Origin of the sequence: Lachnospira pectinoschiza (assembly GCF_900103815.1) — a bacterium.
Classification (GTDB): Bacteria; Bacillota; Clostridia; order Lachnospirales; family Lachnospiraceae; genus Lachnospira; species Lachnospira pectinoschiza_B.
This window is the reverse complement of record NZ_FNHZ01000009.1, coordinates 22,948-47,121: the sequence shown is the minus strand read 5'-3', so window position 1 is coordinate 47,121 and position 24,174 is coordinate 22,948. Positions and strand designations below refer to the sequence as shown.

17 protein-coding genes and 1 riboswitch are annotated in these 24,174 nt (G+C 36.0%); of the genes, 9 read left to right on the top strand and 8 right to left on the bottom strand.

Annotation, left to right across the window (positions count from 1 at the left end):
* Nucleotides 1–81: 81 nt before the first annotated feature.
* The 7 genes from BLQ66_RS11125 to BLQ66_RS11095 all read right to left on the bottom strand — a co-directional run bounded on the left by BLQ66_RS11125 (nucleotide 82) and on the right by BLQ66_RS11095 (nucleotide 8,620).
* Nucleotides 82–1,371 (bottom strand): transglutaminase domain-containing protein, encoded by a 1,290-nt coding sequence (locus tag BLQ66_RS11125; protein WP_074522214.1) that lies wholly within the window; start codon nucleotides 1,369–1,371, stop codon nucleotides 82–84.
* A gap of 8 nt (nucleotides 1,372–1,379) precedes the next feature.
* Nucleotides 1,380–1,943 carry a DUF5662 family protein gene (locus BLQ66_RS11120; RefSeq protein WP_074522213.1) on the bottom strand — a complete coding sequence of 188 codons (564 nt, stop codon included), beginning with the start codon at nucleotides 1,941–1,943 and terminating at the stop codon, nucleotides 1,380–1,382.
* A 14-nt stretch (nucleotides 1,944–1,957) separates the two neighbouring features.
* Entirely contained in the window at nucleotides 1,958–3,232 is a 1,275-nt protein-coding gene (locus BLQ66_RS11115) for an ATP-binding protein (RefSeq protein ID WP_074522212.1), read from the bottom strand.
* Nucleotides 3,233–3,256: 24 nt separating this feature from the next.
* Complete coding sequence (locus BLQ66_RS11110; RefSeq protein ID WP_074522211.1) at nucleotides 3,257–4,750, bottom strand: carboxypeptidase M32; 1,494 nt, start codon at nucleotides 4,748–4,750, stop codon at nucleotides 3,257–3,259.
* A 110-nt stretch (nucleotides 4,751–4,860) separates the two neighbouring features.
* Nucleotides 4,861–6,207 carry a vWA domain-containing protein gene (locus BLQ66_RS11105; RefSeq protein WP_074522210.1) on the bottom strand — a complete coding sequence of 449 codons (1,347 nt, stop codon included), beginning with the start codon at nucleotides 6,205–6,207 and terminating at the stop codon, nucleotides 4,861–4,863.
* A gap of 1 nt (nucleotide 6,208) precedes the next feature.
* On the bottom strand, nucleotides 6,209–7,255 hold the full coding sequence (locus tag BLQ66_RS11100) for a leucine-rich repeat protein (RefSeq protein WP_074522209.1): 1,047 nt from the start codon (nucleotides 7,253–7,255) through the stop codon (nucleotides 6,209–6,211).
* Nucleotides 7,256–7,258: 3 nt separating this feature from the next.
* Complete coding sequence (locus BLQ66_RS11095; RefSeq protein WP_074522208.1) at nucleotides 7,259–8,620, bottom strand: GGDEF domain-containing response regulator; 1,362 nt, start codon at nucleotides 8,618–8,620, stop codon at nucleotides 7,259–7,261.
* Nucleotides 8,621–8,829: 209 nt separating this feature from the next.
* Here BLQ66_RS11095 and BLQ66_RS11090 point away from each other — a divergent pair, with 209 nt between their 5' ends.
* The 3 genes from BLQ66_RS11090 to BLQ66_RS11080 all read left to right on the top strand — a co-directional run bounded on the left by BLQ66_RS11090 (nucleotide 8,830) and on the right by BLQ66_RS11080 (nucleotide 13,100).
* Nucleotides 8,830–10,584, top strand: coding sequence for a GGDEF domain-containing protein (locus tag BLQ66_RS11090; protein WP_074522207.1), 1,755 nt, complete (start codon nucleotides 8,830–8,832; stop codon nucleotides 10,582–10,584).
* Entirely contained in the window at nucleotides 10,577–12,286 is a 1,710-nt protein-coding gene (locus tag BLQ66_RS11085; protein ID WP_074522206.1) for a GGDEF domain-containing protein, read from the top strand. Before BLQ66_RS11090 ends, BLQ66_RS11085 begins: the two co-directional genes overlap by 8 nt.
* A 313-nt stretch (nucleotides 12,287–12,599) precedes the next feature.
* Nucleotides 12,600–13,100 carry a DUF2798 domain-containing protein gene (locus tag BLQ66_RS11080; protein WP_074522205.1) on the top strand — a complete coding sequence of 167 codons (501 nt, stop codon included), beginning with the start codon at nucleotides 12,600–12,602 and terminating at the stop codon, nucleotides 13,098–13,100.
* Between the two features lie 804 nt (nucleotides 13,101–13,904).
* Here BLQ66_RS11080 and BLQ66_RS11075 read toward each other — a convergent pair.
* Nucleotides 13,905–15,386, bottom strand: coding sequence for a DUF1846 domain-containing protein (locus BLQ66_RS11075; protein WP_027431291.1), 1,482 nt, complete (start codon nucleotides 15,384–15,386; stop codon nucleotides 13,905–13,907).
* Nucleotides 15,387–15,543: 157 nt separating this feature from the next.
* A riboswitch (TPP riboswitch) is annotated at nucleotides 15,544–15,653 on the top strand.
* Nucleotides 15,654–15,718: 65 nt separating this feature from the next.
* Between BLQ66_RS11075 and thiD the strand changes: the two genes are divergently transcribed.
* The 6 genes from thiD (at nucleotide 15,719) to BLQ66_RS11045 (ending at nucleotide 24,172) form a co-directional block, all read left to right on the top strand.
* The gene (thiD, locus tag BLQ66_RS11070) at nucleotides 15,719–16,597 is read left to right on the top strand and encodes a bifunctional hydroxymethylpyrimidine kinase/phosphomethylpyrimidine kinase (RefSeq protein WP_074522204.1); all 879 of its coding nucleotides are present in this window, start codon (nucleotides 15,719–15,721) and stop codon (nucleotides 16,595–16,597) included.
* Nucleotides 16,598–16,708: 111 nt separating this feature from the next.
* Nucleotides 16,709–18,025: a phosphomethylpyrimidine synthase ThiC gene (thiC, locus tag BLQ66_RS11065; RefSeq protein WP_074522203.1), complete on the top strand. Its 1,317-nt coding sequence runs from the start codon at nucleotides 16,709–16,711 to the stop codon at nucleotides 18,023–18,025.
* 46 nt (nucleotides 18,026–18,071) lie between these two features.
* Nucleotides 18,072–18,740, top strand: a complete 669-nt coding sequence (locus BLQ66_RS11060; protein WP_074522202.1) for an energy-coupled thiamine transporter ThiT — start codon at nucleotides 18,072–18,074, stop codon at nucleotides 18,738–18,740.
* Between the two features lie 165 nt (nucleotides 18,741–18,905).
* Nucleotides 18,906–19,664: a CAP domain-containing protein gene (locus BLQ66_RS11055; RefSeq protein WP_074522201.1), complete on the top strand. Its 759-nt coding sequence runs from the start codon at nucleotides 18,906–18,908 to the stop codon at nucleotides 19,662–19,664.
* A gap of 79 nt (nucleotides 19,665–19,743) precedes the next feature.
* Nucleotides 19,744–20,946, top strand: a complete 1,203-nt coding sequence (locus BLQ66_RS11050; RefSeq protein WP_074522200.1) for an exonuclease SbcCD subunit D — start codon at nucleotides 19,744–19,746, stop codon at nucleotides 20,944–20,946.
* Nucleotides 20,933–24,172 carry an AAA family ATPase gene (locus BLQ66_RS11045; protein ID WP_074522199.1) on the top strand — a complete coding sequence of 1,080 codons (3,240 nt, stop codon included), beginning with the start codon at nucleotides 20,933–20,935 and terminating at the stop codon, nucleotides 24,170–24,172. The genes BLQ66_RS11050 and BLQ66_RS11045 overlap by 14 nt, the downstream gene beginning before the upstream one ends.
* Nucleotides 24,173–24,174 lie beyond the last annotated feature (2 nt).

Below are 24,174 nucleotides of genomic sequence, written 5' to 3'. Positions count from 1 at the left end.
AGTTCCCTCTACAATTAACACGTACTATTTATTGTTACAATTATTGTACTACATTAACTATAAACTGGCAACTTGTTAAGGTTAATTGATAATTATTAAAATGTATTTAGATGGCAAATTAAAATATGTATAGCTAACAGATACACTTCCACTAGTGTTATAAACGTTTTTAAGAATCTCGCTTACTATAGATTCTACTGCAGCTTCTAATTCACTACTACTAGTATAAAAAGAACTATTCTTATAAGCAATTATATAAGGTGAAGTTGCTGAATTTTTATAACTTTGCGCCGCAGACACCGCTTCAGAAGTTGAAGTTACCACGGTTTTTGCATAGCTTCCATAATCCGCTGTGCTGTAATAGCTATAAAGTGCATCATCAGTTAAGTTTGCGTTATTCGCCTCATATCTTGAGTCTGTGCAACTATGCTTTGCTGCAAGATATCCCGCCGCTGCAGAGGCATTTATGGTGTGATCAGCACTAATTGTAGCATCTGTTACAAGGAAATAATCGTAAATTTTTATCTGTTCAGTAGAAGAAACAAATGGCGCATCCCAAGTACAATCAATGTTATACCAAGTACCATCAATTCTTACCTGATTCCAAGCATGACCTATAACACTTGAGCCGTTATTGGCTGGACCTGAAACGATTTCTGCCTGTACCCCTGCTAAATAGCATAATAATGAAAATGCATCTGCATAGCCTTGGCATACAGCCACCTTGTTAATTAGCGCACCTGTACAGGTAAAGAGGCTTCTATTACTTGTATCAATAGTTGATGGGTAAGTAATAGAGTCAATTAGGTAATCGTGAATTGTTTTTACCTTAGTATATTCTGACATTGAGCTAGAAATAATGCTGTTTACAATAGACTGTGCTGCGCTATATTCACTTGCTGTTATTGCTGAAAATGTATGTAATTCAACGCTAGTGCTAGAGCTATCTGAAACAGACTCTAATAGTGAAGAGTTATCACTTTCTTGGCTAACTCCACTTACTGCTGATTTAGCAACTTGTAAAGAGCTAGAAGAATCAGTTGAGGCAGCACTAGTCTCTTCTTTTATTGTAACTTGTTGGCCTGAACTTGTTGTAATTACAGTTGTGCCATCCTCAAGTGTTGTAACAGAAGTCTCTTCTTGACTTGCGCTTGTATCTTCACTGCTCTCCCCTGTAGAAGCCTCAGTGGATTCATCTGATGAGATTTCTTCCAAGCTTTCATCATCACTTGATTCTATTGTGTCATCGATGCTTTCTGCTGCAAGATTTCCCGACTTTGCAGAAGATGCTTTATTGCAGGCAGTTATATTAGTGCATAAAAGCATTAAAAGCAACAGTAGGCTTAAAAATCTAAATTTGCGATTACCCATATTTCCTCCTATTTCTTACGGTGTAAGATCTTACGTCTTATATATGCATATGTGTAGTCTTCTCCCTTTTCTGATAACATTTTCAAAAGGCGATAAAGGAGTGCCTCTGTGTCTGGGTGCATAAGATAATGTCCCCTGCCCTGTAAATAGTAGTTTAAGGCATCAGAATCGGTATATTTGTCTTTATTGTAGATTTTGCTTGCTGCTATTCTGTCGCAAAACATTTCTATAATGTATTTCTTTGGCATTGGCATGCCTTCTAGGTTGATATCCCCTGTCTTTTTTGTAGAATAATCAATCCAGTATTCATAGTGGTGTCTGTTACGGCCCTTGTGATGAAGCCAAGCACTAGAGACACCCTCTTTTTCTCTCTGGGCATTATTCGGACTTCTATTCCCCTGGAAATAAATTACCCCCGGTATAAATTCCACAGGTGAATACTTAGAAAGGTCATGAGTAAGACCTTGATAATACATACCAAGTTTAAACATTTCCTTTCTAACTAATCTTCTATGGGCATTAACGGTATGCAAATGTCCATAAAAATTTTTCCAAAATTGAATAAATGTCATCAATTCACCCCATTCTATTTGTTCAAATCTTTTAGAATCTTTGTCTTCTTAGAGTTTATTAATAACTTATCAGCATATTCTAGGTAGCTTTTATTAGGGTTGTTAAGTAGGAATATTGCTGCATTTTCACTAAGTGTAAGGTTAGTAATAAATATAAGCATACTTCCCTCGTCTAAGCCTTCCTTAATAAAACGAATAGTATTATCTAGGTTAGAGCTTGCCATTTCTGAACTAACGCCCACTTTAAGCTCTAAGCTCATATCATAATCTGCTCCTGAATCCTTTGCTTTTTTAAGCTCTTCGGCACTTTCATTGGCCTCTTTAAAATCTCTATCTAATCTTTCTAATAGCAGATTAATAAGAATTAACTTCTCATCATATTCTGCGTTGTTTAGTCTAGCATAAACCGCTGCATCAACGCTAGCTTTTAATATAAGTTCTATCTCATAATCTTTGCTATATTTCATGTAAAGATCATAGAAGCTTAGGAAATCCTCAGCCACTTCTCTATCTCTTAAATATTCATAGATAATGTCCTCAGTAATAGTAATTCCAAGCTCTTCATAGCTATAAAGAAGGGTACTTAAATCCTCCCAGCCTCTAGCTGTAACAAATTTTAAACCGTCTACATCAGAGTAGACCTTATAGAAGTTATCGGCTTTTACATCCAAATAACTTAGTATACTTCTGTGAACCTTGCGATTAATAGCATAGATTTTCCAAGCATCAAGGTCAGGCTCTATATTGATTAAACGAACTCTATCAAGAGTTACAACGTCAAGTTCTCTAACCTGCTTGTTGTATTCTGAAGGGTTTCCAGCCGCTACAATAATCCAGTTTTTTGGAAGCTTTTGATTACCAAAAGTCTTAACCTGTAAAAACTGTAGCATCATAGGCATAAGTGTCTCAGAAACACAGTTAATCTCATCGATAAAGAGAATTCCCTTCTTGTGCCCTGTCTTTTCCATGTATTCGTAAATGCCTGAAATAATCTCAGACATTGTATACTCTGTAACATCTCTTTCCACGCCGTCATAAACCTTCTTTGAAACAATAGGTAGACCTACGGCTGACTGTCTTGTGTGATGTGTAATTGTATAAGAAACAAGGCCAATGTTTAACTCCTCGCTAATTTGCTGCATAATCTGAGTCTTGCCAACCCCTGGAGGGCCCATTAATAACACTGGTCTTTGTCTAAGTTCAGGAATCTTAGGATTTCCCTGTTCATCCTTTAAAAAATAAGCCTTTACTGTATTGGCAATTTCTTCTTTTGCCTGATAAATATTCATAATTTTCTCCTAACTATAGGCTAATTATAAGCCATATAACATTCCATATTTATTTTCAATGTATTCTAAGAAGTCCTTTGAAGTTAATTCTCTAGCTGTAATCTGCTTGATCCAATCGCTAGAATCGAGTTTGTCTGCGTCTTTCCATACATTTTCAAACATCCACTTATTAATTGTATCCATGTGGCCTGTTCTAATTGCATCTGCCACATCAATCTCTTCCTTCATCTTGTTGTAATACATGCTGTTGTAGAAGTTACCAAGGGCATAAGTTGGGAAATATCCAAAACCAGAAGTCCAGTGAACATCCTGTAAACAGCCAAGGGTATCATTAGTTGGAGTAACTCCAAGATAGCTCTTATACTTCTTTGCCCAAGCCTTTGGAACATCAGCAATATCAAGCTTTCCCTCCATAATTTCCTTCTCGATTTCATAACGAATAATTATGTGGAAAGTATATGTAAATTCGTCTGCCTCAGTTCTTACAAGACTAGGCTGTACTTGATTTACATAGTCAAAAATTTCTGTCTTTGAAACGCCCTTTAACGCCTCTGGGAAAATGTCCTGCATTCTATCATAAATGGCAGCAATGAAGTTTTCGGATCTACCGATAATATTTTCATAAAATCTTGAAACTGATTCGTGCTGACCCATGCTCTTATAGTCGAATAAATAGTAGTCCCAGTCCTTATCTGGTGTGCTTAAATCAAAGAGGGCATGGCCACACTCATGAATTACAGAATACATACTTGAGAAGAGATTATCCTCATAAAAATGTGTTGTTACCCTTTCGTCATTTCGGCCCACAAGTTCAGTAAATGGGTGCTCTGAAAGGGCATAAGTGCCCCTATTAAAGTCAAAGCCTAGAGTTTCAAGTAAGAACTTCATGAATTCTTCCTGTTGATAATCCTTTACCTTTCTAGTGGTAAAGTCAGTTCTAATAGGCTTTTTAGCGGCCTTTATCTTTTCAAGTAAAGGAATAAGGCTTTCCTTACACTCTCCAAAAAGCTCATCAAGCTTGGCGCTTGTCATACCTGGCTCATAGATATCAAGTAAGTTATCATAAGCCACATCCACTGCCGACTCGTTTAAAGCTATCTTTTTGAATTCCATGTCCTTTATCTTAGCAAGACTTGGTGCAAATTTTGTGAAATCTGCATCCTTTTTTGCCTCCACCCAATTTGCGAAGGCTTCGTTTTCTATATTTGAAAATTCGAGATTAAGCTCTGGGCTTATATTCTTGTTTCTTTCAATGTCCTTGTAGAGCTTGCTAACCAAAACCTTCGCCTCAGTTTCTAGGCTATCTAGCTCTTTATGTAGGGCCACTACGCAGTCCACAAATTCCTTGCTATGAGTAATCTCATAAGCTTTATTAGCAAGTAAACTCTGTAGCTCACCCTGAGCTTTAAGGCCCTTAGCTGGTGTCTTTGTTTCCATATCAAACTCTATGATTTTACTAGCGTGCTCATACTCCTCTGCTTCTTTTAGTTTTCCCAGTAAAAATTTTAAATTGTCCATTTTCCTTTTCCTTTCTTAATAGCATATCCTCACTTGCTATCTCTATAAATGTGTTTTATGTTTTGTGTTTTAAAGTGTTTTAAAACGTTTTTTACACTTAAATATAAGCTTTATTCCTGCTCTAGGGTAGATTTATGAATTATCTCTTTGTAAACCCAAGCCGGAACCTTTATTTCCTCTTTTCCTTCATATCCTTCAAGGAATACAAAAGCAGTCTTATATTCTGGCTTTGTCTGTGGGAAAATGCCTCTTCCATCCGTAAAATAAATCACTCCGTCAGGACTAGTTATTTCTCCCGTCTTAATTAGATTATTTATATAAGTAAATGTTGGCCTAAAATCAGTGTTTCCGCCACCTTTAACTTGGAAATCTGAGAATAGTTTTTCTATATTATAATCTCCATTAATAATTATATCATCTCTTACCAAATCATCTGCCTGTATTATTCTAACTCTTGCATTCTTAAAGAAATTCTCGCTTTGTCCTAAAATTTCTAAAGTCTTTTTTAGAAAATTTTTGACTAACTGTCCAGAAGTAGAATAACTAGTATCAATTGCAATAATAAAATCTCTGATCTTATTAGACTCCTTAGTTTCAAGGGGTTCAATAAGAGGTATATTTTCATAAAGACGAAGTCCGTAGCTATAAAAGGCTAGGTCAAACTCGTCTGGGTTAGTCTTTAGCTCTTCATGAAGGGAGCTAAATTTAATTAGGAAATCTCTATAGCTTGCCCCACGTCTTGCCTCCACCGCTAGATTGATGGATGCAATATCTCCTCCATCGTCACTATTTGAAAAGGACTTGTTATGAGAAATCTCCTTAGCTCTTTTCTGCCAGTCCTTATAGGTGTCGTTCTCTCTTTGAGACATTTGCTTATTGTCCTTTTTAGGCCAGAAGCTGTGATCGTCTGTGACAAATTCCCTAGCTAATTTCTGATACCATTTTATATACTCTTCTGGGTCGAAATTCTTGCTATCCTCATATAAAAGCTCGTAAATCTGAGAGGCGGAAACTATGTTTAGATTCTTCAATCTCTCATAGACCTGCTTTCTTAAAAGGGTGAGAATTCTCTTGGTGCAAGGCTTATTAAGGCTATCAATAACCTGCTCCACGGCAATATCGCAGGCAAGATTCCACAAATCTTCTCTTCTATCCTGTCTTATCCACAAATGCCCATAAATACAGTGCAAAATACTGTGTAAATAAGCTCTCTCTAAAAAGCGCTCGTTCTTTTTAAAAATCTCTATAGTGTGTTCTGGCCCAAAGTAAAGCATTCTGCCATCTGTGGCAAACATCTGCATACCTTCCCTCTCCACAAAAGTTAGGGCTGAAAGGGCCACATCCATAAATCGTAAATCTTTATATATCTCGTCTCTTAAAAATGATAAAATCTCCTTGCCCATTCTGGCTTCCCATTGGCTTTGAGACTCATTTTTAAGCTTAAACTCTTCATCCATCTCATTCTCCTCTAAAATTTATAATCTTTGCTGAAGCCTCTAACCACTGATACTTTGTGGCTTCTCTTAAGGCTAGCATCTTATCTTCATTATTTATTATGTCCATTTTTAACAAAAATTCTAAGCTCTCCATATCCTGCTTTCTTATGACTTCCTTTAGGATTTCCGCCTTATTATCTGCAATGAAATCATAGTACATCTCTTTGTTTGCCTTTGATAAATCCACAGGATAAAGCAGTCTATAAATTGCCATTAGGGCTAGGGTATTAACAGCTTCCACGCTTACTGCCTTACTAAAGGTCTCATCATAGCCATTAATTATTAAAACTCCATTGGAAAATTGTTGTCTCGCCCTGTAGCCTTCACCATCCACGTTAAAGGCAAAGATATGGGCAGGTCCAATTTCTTCATAACTCTCTGAATATTCAGGAAAATAGAATCTTGCAAGGACGTTATCTAACTTATTAGTAGTTTCTAATTTATCTGGCTCCTTAAAGGTTACAAGTAGGCCCTGCTTATACTGGGCTAGGACATTTCTTATTCCTGTAGCATCCTTAATTTCTGCCTTTAAATTAATCTTTGACAATTTATTACAGTTCATAAAGGCATCTCCGTCTACTAGGTTAAGGGCTTTACTCATTTCCATAAACTTTAGACTACGACAATTGTAGAGCGCAAAACTCTCGATTTTGACAAGATTTTCATTAAGATATAATTCCTCAAGGATGTCCCCTGAAATCAGGGATAAATCTGTGTCGTAATCGTCTATATCTATTAGTTTTTGTTTCGGAGCAAAGGCATATTTTCCTAAAACAAGAACCTTAAAGCCCTCTATCTCATTAGGTAAATAAACTAAATTAAGCTCGCCAAAGAGGCGCAGTAATCTAATACCCACATCCCCTATAGCAAGCTTATTATCCTTCATATATTCTGTAATTGTTCTCTCGCCTAAATCAATAGGCTTTAAATCCTTAGTTAGCACATAATCGTATGCGCATAAAAATCTATAATCGTAATAATCTATTGAAACACTGTACTCAAACACCATTCTCTATTCTTCTCTTTCTTGCATGTCTTTTACTTCGTAAGAAAGCTCTATGGATTCTCCCATTAAGTATCTTTCATAGATCTTTTCCACACGGGAAACTACCTTATCAATGTCCTCGTCCTTGACATTCATAAGCAAAACCACGTACTGGGAGCTATTGTATTTTGTTGAGACATCCGAATTTCTTAGGGCGTCGCTTACAGCTGCTTCTAGGGAATTCATAGCCTTTTTTAAAGTATCCAATTCAATAATCTGATTTCTACCAAGGGTAAATACCACCATCTTGGCGTTTCCTGGATATCTTTTTAAATATCTGCGAACAAAATTATATATCTTCTTAAAATCATTATATTCAACCTGAAAAGCACCATCCCTCGTATCTAGATGACCTTCAATGGTATAGATAACATTTTTCAATTCCACGTTACCTTCTCTTGAAGTCTCATCTAAAAACTCATCATATAAATGAGTTCCATTCTTACCATTTAACTTAACTGTGTAAAGGGCCTTATCTGCCTTTCTATAGAGCTCTTCAACTACCGTTCCATCATCGGGATATCTAACCACACCGCAGGATATAGTAGCAATATCACGATAACCTAATTCATTGAATTTCTCAATAGCTTTTTTATTAATTTTTCCGGCTAAATTCTTAATTTTTTTCTCAGATAAAAAAGACATTACGCAGATAATAAATTCATCTCCACCAACTCTAATGGCAAGGTCTTCCTTATTAATATTCTCAGAGATAATTTTACCTAGGGCACGAAGGGCCTCATCTCCTGCAACATGGCCATAGGTGTCATTTATCTGCTTGAAATTATCAATATCCATCATGAAAATGGTCATCTGCTCGTATTCGTGACATTTTTCAATCCAAAGCTCAACCCCACCACTTCTATTATAGATGCCCGTTAGGTAATCAATCTTGGAATCGTTAACTACCTGCTCTATTGTCTCTTCGTTTTTCTCAACCTTATTTTCAAGGCCTTTTCTATATTTAAAGTCCTCAATGACTTTTTTTACCTTATTTAAAATCAAACTAGCACTGTAGGGCTTGCTAATTACTCCCTCTGCGCCAATTTCCAAACATTCTAGTTCAATGGCGTAATCTCTCTCACTTGTTAGGAATATAAAAGGAACATTCATCTTGTCCTTGCTTGCCTGAATTACGCGCACTGTATCAAAGCCATCAATGCCCGGTAAATAAACGTCAATTAATAGTAAATCAAAATCTATCTCCTCCGCTAATCTAATAGCATCATGGCTTACTTCTGCAACAACTATTTCGTAATCATCCCCAAGTATTTCTTCTAATGCTTCAATATCTTCCTCGTCATCATCAACTAATAATATCTTCTTCATTGACTAACATCCTCCTGCCCCAATAGCTATGATAACTGTACTTTCCCTATTACTTAACAAATATATATTAACACATTTTTTTGTATCTTAAAAGTAATGTATCTTATTAATTAATAATCTTGATGAACTCCCTAAATTTATGGTATATTTTTATATAACAATTTTACAAACAACAGTAATAATTTTTATTATTATGGGGATAGAAAGTTATGAACTTTAAACATATAGGGAAATACTTAATTGCAGGAGCAATTATTATTATATACATGCTTTGTATTATAAAGCTTGGTTCTAATAAATACGATATTAAAAATGTTTTTCCATTCTATAATATTGATAGTGGATGGACAGTCACAGAAAATGGGGAGAGTCGAGAGATTGAGAGCCTTTTTAAGGCTAGCATCGGTCTAGTAAATAAGCACGATTCCGTTACAATTACCACAACAATTCCAGATGTAAGCGAGATTGTGTCGCCTTGCATCTCTTTTAAGACTATACTTTCTACAGCTGACGTTTATTTAGATGGCGAGCTTATCTATAGTTATGGCCATAATACTGAGGATAAAGGACTTATGGTTAATAAAAGCTACCACTATGTACCTTTATCAAGTTCAGATAGCGGTAAAACTATAAGCATAGTTATCACAGGTACAGAGAATAGCGCATTTTCAAGCTTTTCAAACGTCTATGTAGGAAACATTTCAGATGTCTATAACAAATACATTCAGGTACATAAGATTCCATTTATTATAGGATTTTTCTTATGTATCTTTGCTCTTGTGCTTTTGGTGCTTTCTACTTATCTAATAAGTTCAAGCCACAAGGATTACAGTATAATTTTCAGCTCCATAATTTCCTTTCTTTTAGGAGCTTATATTCTTGGCTACAACGACGTTATTATTCTAATTTCTGACCGACTGCGTCTTGGAACAGTGCTAGAATACATTACTTTACTTTACATGCCAGCGGCTATCATTGGCTTTATTATTACTGATAATATCGGTTTTAACACAGTGGTTACCCGCTTCTTTTTGGCTGTAAATGTTATCTTGCCAACAATTTTTTTAATTTTACACTACACTAATATTTGTCACATTTGCAATTTTGTTAGCATATTCCACCTTCTTGCTATGATTGAGGGTTTTGCTAGCCTTTGCCAATTCATCCTTGTCATAATAAGGAAGAAAAAAGACAAAAAGAAACAGATTAATATTGAAAATAGATCTTTCATCCACAGTTATTCAGGGGATGTACTTGCTATCGGCCTTATGATTTTCATTGCCACAGCAACTTACGAGATTCTAATCTTTAACTATCAGAAATATTTTTCTCCTACTGGAGACAGATTTTCCGTATCTGTGCTAACTATTGGAGCGATTATATTTGTTATGTCACTATTCCTTAACTTCTTTTTCCATAACATCGATCACTACAATTCAAAGGCCCTTTTTTCTAAGCTTGAAAATATAGCTTATACCGATGAGTTAACTTCACTAGCTAACAGAGCCTTAAGCGAGAAAGTTTTGGAAAATCTTGAAAAGACCAATGCAAACTACGCAATTATTAGTATTGACCTTGACCAATTAAAATTAATAAATGACAATTACGGGCACACCTGTGGAGACCGCTATATATCTAACTTTGCCCGTATAATAGATGAGGTGTTTATTAACTCAACCATTTCTGCAAGAATCGGCGGAGATGAATTTTTAATAGCCCTAAAAGACGCCGACGAATGGGAATGTAGTTCTCTTTTATCCAAATTTGAAACTGCCCTAATCAAGGAAAGTGAAGCTAGTGATGAGTTTACTTACAAAGCTTCCTATGGTTTTGCAATTCACAAATCAAAGGATAAAAATATTGGTTCCCACGAGGTTTACATGCTTGCAGATAAGCGTATGTATGATATGAAGCAGGAACACCATCTAAATTATGATAAAGAAGGAGAGATTGAAAATGCTTAATAAGAAAAATTATCTTTCTATAGCAGTAGCTGCATTTTTACTACTAACAATTCTGTTTGCAGTTTCATACTCTCTATCTTACAAACCTCTTGGTATTACTTGCTATTTAGATAGTCCATGGACTGTAAATTATAATGATAAAACTTATACAGACATAAATTTTAAAAACATTAACGATTTAACTGCTAATGGCTTTATAAAAAAGGACGTAATTAGCCTTACTACTAATTTAGCGGATGTTAATGTAGATTTTCCATGTCTCTTTTTTACAAGTAAATATTCTGCTTTTATCGTTAGTTTAACTAACCTTAAGGATGGCACAAGCCTTGATATCTATTCTTATGACTATGATAGATATCAAGATTCTGACTTTGTAGGCTGCGATTATCACCTAATTAACTTGCCTGAGGATTATGAAAATTACGAGTTAACCATTACTATTTACGTTAATTCTGACACTGAGGCTCTACCTATATCAATGCCTTCACTTTCATCTTATCACAACCAGATTAATTCCTATATTAATGACCATATTTATGCTCTTTGTATAGGTTTATTTGCTGTGGTTTTTGGAATTTCCTTCCTATTTATTTCACTTATGTTTATAGGTGTTTCCAAAAATTCCAAGATAGAAATCTTAACTGGCCTTTTCTGCCTAGACATTGGTATTTGGCTTCTTAGTTATTACGGACTTCTAGATTTCTTCTACGAATCTAGAAACACAACTTTCATGTCTTATATAACTATGTTTTTGATTTTACCAATTACATATTTAATAATTGACACAGTGCATCCAACAAAAAATAAGCTGATTTTTTCAGCCGTCAGTTTTATTAACATTTTCATACCAATTGAACTTGTGATGTTGCATCTTAATAGGACTGTGTACTTTAACGAGTCCAGGGGCATCTTCTTTATCACTGCCCTAATCACTTTCTTAATTCTTACAAGTTATCTTGTTACAGATATTAAGACGATTCACAAAACTAGAACCTTTAAGAGTGCCTCTAACAGATTGCAGCTCTATGGTTTATTCTGTTTTGCTTTGTGCGGAATTATTGAAATTGCAACGGTTAGCCTACACATTTTTTCTGAAGACATAATTTTGATTATTAAAAATATAACTCTGCCTACAGGTATTTCTATTTATATAGGCACTGTTATCTTTAACTACATTATCTTCTCCACAGAAGGTCTTGCTAGAGTTCAGCAGTATAACAAGCTTAAGGAAATGGCCTATGTTGATGTTTTAACTAAGCTTCCAAACCGCGCCGTTAGTGATTATTTTATGAAGCGTTATGTTAATTCTACTAGCAACTACTGCATCATCAGTATTGATATTAACGGCCTTAAATCTGTAAATGATACTTATGGACATACAGAAGGGGACCGTCTTATTAAGGACTTCGCCAACTGTCTTTCTGAAAATTTTGAAGACGTTGGGGTCTGCACTCGTATGGGTGGCGACGAATTCCTTATTTATATTGATTCTATTAAGGAAGTGGATTTAAAAAAACGTCTTATAAATCTTGAGGAGAGCTACTCAAGTCTTGATGAGAACAATGAAAAGGGAATCAGACACAGCTTTGCCTATGGTTATGCCTTTAAGAATAATTTGGAAAATTCATCTCCTCATACCGTCTACATGGTTGCAGATCAGTTGATGTATGATATGAAGAGAAAGCAGCATGAGCAGAGCTAGGACTAGATGAGATAGAGTTGCAACTTGCGACTTGCCGTTTGCGACTTGCCGTTTGCGGCGAATTGTAAATTTAAGTGTGCACAAACTCCTATTCTTATTATGAAGTTCTGTACAAAAGATTATGAAAAATTTCCACTTGACTTTGCTATTAGTTTTGTGATAAATTAGACGCTGTCGGTTAAACGCGCCTACAATTGTTTAAACGAACACAATTCAATAAGGTTATTATTGGAAACTATGCATTTCTTTGCAGGAACAACACTTGTTAATTACGATATTAATAAATGTTGTTTTTGAAAGGAGTGCTATTTTTATGCCAAAAACTAAGTTTCAAGATTTTATTTTCACATTAATCATGGTTTTCGTTATGGTTTATGCCATGGTAGTTTACAACATCGCAGGTGATAAGGGTGGCCTTACACTTGAATGTTTCAGACTTGCAGTATTTGAATTACCTATTATGATTCCTGTTGGTTTCATCTTAGAATTCTTCATCATCGGTAACCTTACAAAGATGGTTGTATTTAGACACTTAACTCCAGCTGATAAGCCAATCCTTATTACATTCTTTATCTCAGGTGTTACAGTAGCTATGATGTGTCCAGTAATGAGTGCTGTTGCTTCTGTATTATTCAAGGGTGCAACTCTTAACACATTCTTTACAACATGGATTGGACTTACAGCCCACAACTTACCAATGGCTTTCTTCTGGCAGTTTATGTATGCTGGACCATTCGTAAGATTTGTATTTAAGAGAATTTGCTTACCTATTATGTCATTAGGTAAGAATAGCGAAGCAGAAGTTGCTGCGTAATATATAGAAAAAACGCTAGTTAGCAGGGTCGTGAATGGCCACTGCAGCGTAAACATTAAATTTATAGAAGGCTATAATCCTTTGGATTATGGTCTTCTTTTTTTAGTGACGCAACCGGTCTGCGACGGTTGCTGGTGGGGATTTCGGTTGCTGGTGGGGATTGCAGTATCTGTGGGAAAAAGCTGTAGTTAGCGGGGATTTCGGTTACTGGTGGGGATTAGTTCAATCTTTTTGTGCTATTTTGGAAATGTTGACCTAGCGGGAAAATAATAGCCTCTAGGTCCTACAAAACTTGCTTTTTAGGAAAGAGGTTTAATCCTTATGGCGAAAAATTTTCGGAAAAGTATTAAAGCCCCTAAAATTCCAACTTGCTTTATTTAATTTCGTTGACCTAATGGGCTAAAAAGTGTCAATTAGTATTAGTTTTTAAAAATGCATAATTTCCTAGTTCTTCATCTCTTGACCTTTTCAGGGAAAAATTGTCGGTAGGGATTATTCCTTCCGGAGAATTTCTAAAATTTGGAAGTAGTTTAAGTAGTAAGCTCCAGATTGTATATAAGTTTTTCGATTTCGTCAGATAAATGATACAATCTATCTGACGAAAGTAAAAAATAACTATTAATTTCCGCAACTAAACACCCCATCTTTGTTAGAACAATACAAAACCTTAAGTTAAGCAGCCCTTAAGACTACAAAAAAAGCAGGGTCAGATAAGCGACGACTTATCTAATCCTGCTTTATATATGGGCTTATGCCCTAAGTCAAGACTCAGTCGGAGCTTGTACTCCGACTGAGTTAAATTTCTTACTTATGGAATAACTTCTTTGTCTGATATACAGGCTGGCATGTTAAGTTGATTCCTAACTTCTTAAATGTGCTTACATCTACTGGTGAAAGGATTACAGATGAGTGGACCTCTGTGCCCTTAAGTTTTGAGAGCTGGTCGAGGGCCTTCTGTGCATTTTCATCATTCTTAGCACAAATTGTAAGTGCGATTAAGATTTCTTCGATATGCATTCTTGGATTGTGGTTTCCAAGTCTTTCCACCTTTAACTGCTGTAATGGCTCGATAACATCTGGTGAAATGAGCTTAACTGAGTCATCAAGGCCAGCAAGCTTCTTTAAAGCGTTAAGTAACATTGCAGAAGATGCACCAAGAAGTGTTGATGTCTTACCTGTAATGATTTCTCCTGTTTCAAGCTCAATTGCTGCAGCTGGTTCTCCTGTGATTTCAGCCTTTGTATTAGCGGCTGCAACTACTGGACGATCTGCAACTGTGATACCGCTCTTCTCCATGAGAAGCTCAATCTTATCAACGATTTCCTGACTTCCGTTACCCTTTCTTAAATCGCAAAGTGCTGTGAAGTAACGTCTAATAATTTCCTGATTAGAAGCGGCCTTTGTGTTCTCATCGTTAACGATACAGTAACCAGCCATATTAACACCCATATCTGTAGGTGACTTGTATGGTGATTCGCCATAAATCTTCTTAAACATACCATTAAGAACTGGGAATACCTCTACGTCTCTATTGTAGTTAACTGTTGTCTTACCATAAGCTTCAAGGTGCCATGGGTCAATCATGTTAACATCATTTAAATCAGCTGTTGCTGCTTCATAAGCTAAGTTTACAGGGTGGTTAAGAGGGATATTCCAAATTGGGAATGTCTCGTACTTAGCATAACCTGCCTCAATGCCCTTCTGATGCTCATGATAGAGCTGTGAAAGACATGTTGCCATCTTACCAGAACCAGGACCAGGGGCTGTAACAACTACAAGTGAGCGCTTTGTCTCGATATAGTCGTTCTTTCCGAAACCTTCATCACTTAAGATGTGAGGTACATTTCCTGGGTAACCAGCGATTGGATAGTGTCTATAAACCTTAAGGCCAAGGCCCTCAAGTCTCTTCTGATAAGCAATAGCACTTTCCTGTCCTGCAAATCTTGTTAAGACAACAGAACCTACATAAAGGCCATAGCCTCTAAATGCATCTATAAGTCTAAGGACGTCCATATCATAAGTGATACCAAGGTCGCCTCTTACTTTATTCTTCTCAATATCGTTAGCATTAATAACGATTACGATTTCAACATCATCCTTAATCTGAGTTAACATTCTAATCTTAGAATCTGCCTCAAATCCAGGTAAAACTCTCATTGCATGATAATCATCGAAAAGCTTTCCACCAAACTCCAAGTAAAGCTTTCCACCAAAATGACTGATACGTTCCTTGATGTGTTCTGACTGCATCTTAAGATACTTTTCATTATCAAATCCGATCTTCATAAAAATTACCTTTCTTAAACTCCAACATAGTATTACTTTATTATATTAATCTTTCCCCCAAATTTCTGCAAGTATTTTAGTACTTTAGCACTATATCTTTTTAGGCACATTTACAATATAATCGATATGTTGATTAAACGTACATTTTATCAATAAATTTTATACTAATGGGAGCTGATAATTCATTCGGCTGAGAGGAAGTGTAGACACTTCGACCGTAAACCTGATTTGGATAATGCCAACGTAGGGAAGATCTATTCGCGTCGTCCATTGGATGACGTTTTTTTATTTTTACTACAAGTCATTAAATTAACTCCCTAGAAAGAAATACTATGAATAAAGACAAAACAATTGAAAAGAAAAAGATTCCGTGCGCTCTTACTATTGCCGGCAGCGACTGCTCTGGTGGCGCAGGAATACAAGCAGACATTAAAACCATGCTATCTCTTGGAGTTTATGCATCAAGCATTATTACTTCACTTACGGCACAAAACACCTTAGGAGTAAGAGATATTTTTGATTTAACGAGACATTTTCTTGATGAGCAATTCGACGCAGTCTTTACAGACATCTACCCTGATGCCGTCAAGATTGGCATGGTTTCTAATAAGGAAATCGTAGAGGGCATCGTAGAAAATCTTAAAAAATACAAGGCGAAGAAAATCGTCGTTGACCCAGTAATGGTCTCAACTTCCGGTTCTGTACTTTTACAAGAAGACGCAATTTCAATCTTAGTAAATGAGCTCATCCCCCTTGCAACTATGATTACACCTAACATTCCAGAGGCCTCTAAGCTTTCTGGCCTTGAGATAAAAAAGCGCGAGGACATGATTAAGGCGGCTTACCTAATTGATGAAAAGTATAAGGGAAAAAGTATCGCTAGCGATAGTTCTAATCTTAATGGAAAATGTAACAAAAATAACAGACCTGCCATCCTAATTAAGGGCGGTCATAGCATTGAGGATGCTAACGATTTGCTTCTATATAATGGAGAGCTTACTTGGTTTGAAAATGAGCGTATCCACAACGACAACACTCACGGAACGGGATGCACCCTTTCAAGTGCTATTGCTAGTTACCTAAGTCTTGGCTACGACTTAAAAGAGGCAATTAAGCATGCAAAGGAATATATTACAAATGCTCTAAAGTGCGATTTTGACTTAGGTGCGGGAAGTGGACCACTTAATCACGCTTGGAAAATTACAGGTTAATTTTGAATAAATCGAACACAAAAATCAGTTTGTTTTTGAATAAATCAGACATGATTAATTTTGTAAAAATACGACATATATAGATTATAAAAAAAGAGAGAAGGAAATTTTATGGAAACAAGAAATTACACAACACAGATGGACGCAGCAAGAAAAGGCATCATTACTGAGGAGATGAAGATTGTTGCAAAGAAGGAAAATGTTAGCGAGGAATTTATTAGAGCTGGCCTTGCAGATGGTACTATTATCATTCCTGCAAACAAGAACCACAAGAGTCTTGATCCTAACGCTATTGGAAGCAAGTTAAAGACTAAGATTAACGTAAACTTAGGTGTTAGTAGAGATTGTAAGGACTACGATCTTGAGATGGAAAAGGTTATGAAGGCTGTTAACATGGGAGCTGAAGCTATCATGGATTTATCAAGTCACGGAGATACAGAGATTTTTAGAAAAAAGCTTTGCAAGGAATGTCCTGCAATGGTGGGTACTGTGCCAGTTTACGATGCAGTTATTCACTATAAGAGAGACTTAAAAGAGCTTACAGCTAAGGATTTTATTGACGTGGTTAGATTACACGCTCAAAACGGTGTGGATTTTGTTACTGTTCACTGCGGAATTACTAAAAAAACAGTAGAGCAAATTAAGGCAAATAATCGTATAATGAATATTGTAAGTCGAGGTGGTAGTTTAATTTTCGCATGGATGAGCATGACTGGAAATGAGAATCCATTTTACGAATACTATGATGAAATTCTTGATATCTGTAGAGAATACGACGTTACAGTAAGTTTAGGTGATGCTTGTAGACCAGGTTGTTTAGCTGATGCTTCTGACCTTGTTCAGATTGACGAGCTTACAAGACTTGGTGAACTTACTAAGAGAGCTTGGGAAAAGGACGTTCAGGTTATGATTGAAGGTCCAGGACATATGCCAATGGATCAGATTGCTGCTAACATGAAAATTCAGCAGACAATTTGCAAGGGCGCACCTTTCTATGTACTTGGCCCTCTCGTTACAGATATCGCTCCAGGTTATGACCACATTACAGCTGCTATTGGTGGTGCTATTGCTGCCGCAAACGGTGCTGCTTTCCTTTGCTATGTAACACCTGCAGAGCATCTTGCTCTTCCTAATTTAGAAGACGTTGCTCAAGGTATTGTTGCTAGTAAAATTGCTGCTCATGCCGCTGATATTGCTAAGGGAGTTCCAGGGGCTAGAGACCAGGATGACAGAATGGCAAGAGCTAGAAGAAAGCTTGATTGGGATGCACAGTGGCTTGAGGCCCTTGATCCAGAGACAGCTAAGGCTATTAGAAATTCAAGACTTCCTGAGGATGATCACTCAGAGGCTTGTAGTATGTGTGGAAAATTCTGTGCGGTAAGAAGTATTAATAAGGCTCTCGCAGGAGAAACAATTGATATTTTATAATGAATTAAAAAGGAGGAAGTAAGACTTTTAGTTTTACGAAAATGTTATGTTCTTTTTAAACAACGGGGATGGTAGTTATTCCCTAACTTCAAACGGCTATGCATTAATAGCATTTATTCTTTTTGCAGTTTTAATCGCTATTGCATTTTTAGCTGGAAACAATAAAAAATTCAGTCCTAGAGTACTAATCTTTTGCTCTGTGTCTATTGCACTTGCAACTGTTTGCTCTATGATAAATCCATTTAAGTTACCAATGGGTGGCTCTGTTACTGTATTTTCTATGCTCTTTGTTACAATCATTGGCTATTGGTACGGCCCAGTAATTGGTATCCTAGGCGGTGCAGCTTATGGACTTTTACAGTTTATTATTGACCCATATATCCTAAGCATTCCTCAGGTTTTCGTAGATTATATCTTCGCCTTTGGTGCTTTAGGTATTTCCGGATTTTTTAGTAATAAAAAGCACGGTTTAATTATTGGTTACATCGTTGCTATCTTTGGAAGATATTTCTTTGCAGTACTTTCAGGAGTAATCTTCTTTGGCGCATACGCAACAGACTACGGTTTAGGTCAGTTTAATGCCTTAGTTTACTCCCTCCTCTATAACATCACATACATCGGTGCAGAGGGAATTATTACTGTAGTTTTACTACTTCTTCCAAGTGTATCACAGGCCTTTAATTTCGTTAAAAAGCAGGCTCTACAGACCGTTTAATTTTGCAGTGGATTTCGAGATATATTTTCATAAGTCTTAATAAAAATATATCAAAAAAATTCAAAAAGTAATTGAAAAATTTTATAACTATGAGATAATATAATTCGTGCCTAGTTTCCATTAGGTGCGAATTATATTTTTTTATTTGAATAGGGTAGATATAAAATGACAAAAAATGAAAGACATGCTTTAGTTATATTGTGCCTTATTGTACTTGTTATGGTATCTTCTGTTTTAGTTATGAAGGTCTATGCACATTTTCAAAATACTTATAATCAGAAGAATAACGCCAATACCCAGGCGGAAGAAGTCCTAAGCCAGGAGGAAACTGCCGAGGTTGCCGCAGATGACGATAGCACAATAGAAACGACTTCGCCAGAAGAGATGACAAACACTGAAGAGACAACAAGCGAAAGTACGGTAACTACAACTACTACAGATTCATCAAAGGTTGTCACTAGCAAAAACCCTACTAAAGAGGAAACTACTGAAAATGCTACGAAGGCCAATTCAGATAGTCAAACACCAACAGCTAACAGCTATGCAGCTCTCACACAATACAACCAAGCCATTTTAGATGCCATAAATGAGGCAAGAAAATCAGCGGGTTTAGGCTCGGTTTACTTAGATTCACGTTTAACAAATGATGCTTTAATAAGAGTTTGCGAAGAGGCTACTGCACACGAGATAAATCATGTAAGACTAGATAACAGCGAATGTTTTAGCGTTGACAAGGGATATTATACCGCAGAAATTCTTTACCGTGGAAACACAACTGACGCATCTGTAATCGTTAATGCTTGGCTAGCTTCTAAGAAGCATCACGATGTAATTATGGATGTAAATAGCTCTCATAGTGCACTGGGTATTGCCTTTATCCTTGGGGATGACGGCCTTTACTACTGTTGTATAGGCTGGAGATAAATAACCAAACAAGTGTTTGCATATTGTAAAATTCATGCTATAATATTTGTATCGATATACAGGTTTTATAGGAGGATTTATGAAGTTTATGCACCTTGCCGATCTTCACATAGGTAAGAACGTTAATTCCTATGAATTAATTGAAGATCAGTCTTATATACTTGATGAAATTTTGAATATTTCGGACAGCAATAATGTCAATGTAATAGTTATTTCAGGCGATATTTATGATAAGAAACAGCCTAGTGAAAAGGCTGTTTCTCTTTTTGATAATTTTCTTACAAAATGTAGCACTAAAGGCAAGACTGTAATTGCCATTAGTGGTAATCATGATTCCGATGAAAGACTTAATTTCGGAAGTCGAATTTTTTCAAATAATAATTTATACATAACAGGTTTATATTCTGGGGAAGTGCCTTTTGTGGAATTAGAGGACGAATATGGACCAATATATTTTCATATGTTGCCTTTCATTAAGGCTTCTTTAGTAAAGTCCTACTATCCTGAAGAATTTGAAGACGAGGAAACTAACAGCTATCAAAAGGCAGTTGATGTGGCTTTAAAGCACCCTGGTCTTGATTATAAGGCTCGTAATGTGTTACTTGCCCATCAGTTTGTGGCTGGCTCTACAGACCCTCTCCTATCCGATTCTGAGGATGCTACAGCCGATGTTGGAACTGTTGAGAAGATTGGCACTAATATCTTTGATGCCTTTGATTATGTGGCTTTAGGACATATCCACATTCCACAGCAGGTAGGCCGTGAAAACATTAGATATAGTGGTTCTCCACTTTGCTACTCAGCTAGTGAAATTACAAGAGAGAAGTCTGTTCCTATTGTGGAAATCAAGGAAAAGGGCGACGTTTCAATTGAATTAATAGCTTTAAAGCCTCTTAGAAAGATGAGAAAAATTAAGGGAGAACTCTCTAACTTAATTAGCGCAGCAAGAGCCCTTGACCCTCATGAAAGATCAGATGAATTTGGAAAGAATGGACCTTTAGAGGACTACATCTTCGCTACCCTAACAGACGAAGATGAAGTGCCAAATTCCTACGATAAACTTAAGGATATCTATCCTAGATTAATGTCTTTGACTTTTGAGAATAGTAGAACTAAAGCCTTAGCTAAGGCAGAAATCTCAGATATAAGCACAGACAAATCTTTTGTAGATTTGATGTCCGATTTTTACAAACAAATTTTGGGGACAGAGATCGATGAAGAGGATTTCGATTGTCTAAAAGAAGTTGCTAAGGAGGCGGGAATTATTAATGAAGCCGATTAAACTTGAAATGTGTGCCTTTGGCCCATATATAGATAAAACTGTAATAGATTTTAATAAGGACCTAGGTGAGCATGGTCTATACCTTATTTGTGGTGATACAGGTGCTGGTAAATCAACAATTTTTGATGCCATTACTTTTGCCCTTTACGGAGAGGGAAGTTTAAAGGATAAGGATAAGAAGGCCTTCCGTAATGAGTTAGCTGGGCCTGAATTGGTATCTTACGTAGATTTTACATTTTCTCACAACGGTAAAGAATATAATGTGCATCGTGAACCGGAACAGGAATATGCTAAAAAGCGTGGCTCGGGAACTAAATCCTATAAGGAATCTATTGTTGTTACAATTGATGAACACAAGACTATTGAGAAGTTATCAGAGGCTAATAGATATATTTCCGAGGAATTACTTCACTTAACTTTTGAACAATTCAGACAAACTGTCATGATTGCTCAGGGGGAATTTTATAAGTTACTTAATGCAGATTCTAACTCTCGTAAGGCTATTATGCAGACTATCTTTCAGACTAAGAAGTATGAGAATATGCGCCAGATTATGAAGAATAAGAAGGATGAGGCTAACTCTGAAATTGCAGATGCTAATAAGCAGGTTGTAAGCTATTTTGAAAGCGTTAAGGCAAGTTTTAATGAGGATTTAGCCGAAAGCCTTGCAGACATTAAAAAGAGCTATGAGGAGAACAGTAACGCTGTAGATGCCCTTTATTTAATGGACTTCATTGATAAGATTAACGATTTTAATGAGAAGTTTGCAAAAGAGCTTAAAACTAAGCAAGAAGAAGTTAATAAGGACTTTAACAGGGTTAATGCAGAATATAGCACAGCAGATACCACTAATAAGCTTCTTGATAGACTTGATGAATTGAATAAAAAGGACATGGAATTAGAGACTAGAAAAGAGGAAATTAGCCACAAGGAAGAAAGCTATCAGATTGGTAATAAGGCCTTAATCTATGTTAAACCTGCCGAGGATAAGTATATTGAGGCTAAGAAACTTTTTATAGAAACTGGAAATGATTTAGACCATTCAATTGAACAGCATAAGAAATCCCTAGCTAATTTTAAGGCTAGCGAAGAAGCCTTAGAGCTTCATAAGGATAGCGAGGATAAGATATCTAAGCTTAGATTAGATATTCACACTCTTTCAGAGAAAGAGCATTATTATACAGATAAGCTAAATCTTAATAGACAGATAAATGATGCTAAACTTGAAATCGAGACTCTAACTAAGCAGCTTAATGGTTTTGAAGAAAAACGACTTGATTTAGAAGAGAAGATTAAAAAGAGACAAGACTATATTAATGAGAATGAAACGGTAGCTCTTGATTTACAGAATGCCAATGTGATTTTTGAAAAAATCGGACAAGCAAAGAACGAATTAGATAGCATTCTAGACACAGCTCTTCCAAAGTTAATTCAAGGCAGAGATAGATTAGAGGAAGAAAAGAATAAGCATATCCTACAGCAAAATGGCTATTTAGAATCCTGCAACGAATATGCTAGTAAGTATAAAGTGTATATGCAAAATCAGGCAGGAATCTTGGCAAAAGATCTTGAAGATGGGATGCCATGCCCTGTATGTGGTTCTACTAGTCACCCTATGCTTGCAACATTTTCAGAAGAAGAAATAAGTCAGGAGGAACTTGATGCGCTTAATAATAGGAACAAAGAATTACTAGAAGCTATTAATAATCACAAGTTAGCAATGGAAAAGCAAAGGCAGGGTTTATCTAGTATTTACCACAATATATTAGATAACTATAACAGAATTTATAACTCTGTTACTGACCTTCCAGTTCTAGAAGATAAGGATTATTTAAAAACTGATTCTTTAGATATCGATGTTTTATATGATTTTGAGGCAGGACAAACTCTAGAAGAAGAATTTAAGGGCCTTTTAAATAGAGCTAATGATCTGCTAGATAGCGCTATTAGTAAAAAGCAGGAGGAAATTAATGAATTTTCTAAAATTAATAATTTCTGCCAACAGGCTAAAAAGCAATTAGCTACATATCAGGAAGATCTTGAAAAGCACAATGCATCAAGAGAGAATCTAACTAATAAATTAGAAACAGCTAAGACTACTTTTAGTAAGTTTGAAGGCCAGTTAAATGCACTTCCTAAGCTTGAATTTGAAACTATTAATGAGGCTATTGCTAAACGTGAAGCCTTAACTAGAGAAATGAATGACCTTGAGAATAGTTTTAAAGCTGCTAATAATAACTTAGATTTAGCTAAGGAAAACTTAACTAAGGCAACTAGTTATTATGACAATGCAAAGAAGAATCATGATGCGGCTGATAAAGCTTGTTTAAAGAATTCAAGAGCCTATGATGATGCTATTAAGGCTTATGATTTTGCTGATGAATTAGATTATCATACACATTTACTTTCAGCTGATGACTTAACTAGATTAAACGAGGAAATTAACAACTATAAAAACGAAGTTAAGCTTGTTAAGGCTCAACTTGAAACAGTTAAAAAGGACTGCGAAGGTAAAACTAGAGTTGATGTTTCTAGCCTTATGGAAGCTCTTAATAAACTTAGGGCAGAACTTGATAAGATTAAAGAAGACATCACTATTGCTAATAATGAAATCGCTAATAATAACAGCACTAAAGCAGCTATTAATAAGAGCTTTAAGAAATCTGAAGATCTTAGTAATAAGGCTATCAGATATAAAAGACTTGATGACTTACTTAGTGGACAGGTGGCTGGCTCTAATAAGTTATCCTTTGAGACTTTCGTTCAGCTAGAAGGTTTTGAAAAGATTTTACATGCTGCTAACAAGCGACTTTTTACCTTAACTGGGGGACAATTTGAATTTAGACGTCATTCCGATGGCAACAAGGATTTCCTAAAGTTAAATATGCTTGATAGCTACACAGGTAAGGAAAGACCTGTTGGTAACCTTTCTGGTGGTGAAAGTTTTAAGGCTTCTCTAAGCCTTGCTATTGGCCTATCAGATAGCATTAGCCATTCTTCAGGCGGTATTGAACTGGATACTTTATTTATCGATGAAGGTTTTGGTACTCTTGATGAGAAATCTCTTAATGATTCTATGGTGCTCCTAAAGGAACTTGCCTCTGGTAGCAAGCTTGTAGGAATTATTAGTCATAGAGAGGAATTAAAGTCTACTATAAAGAAACACTTAATCGTAACTAAGAGTAGAAGCGGCGGAAGCCACTTAGAAATTGACAGCGGAATCTAGCT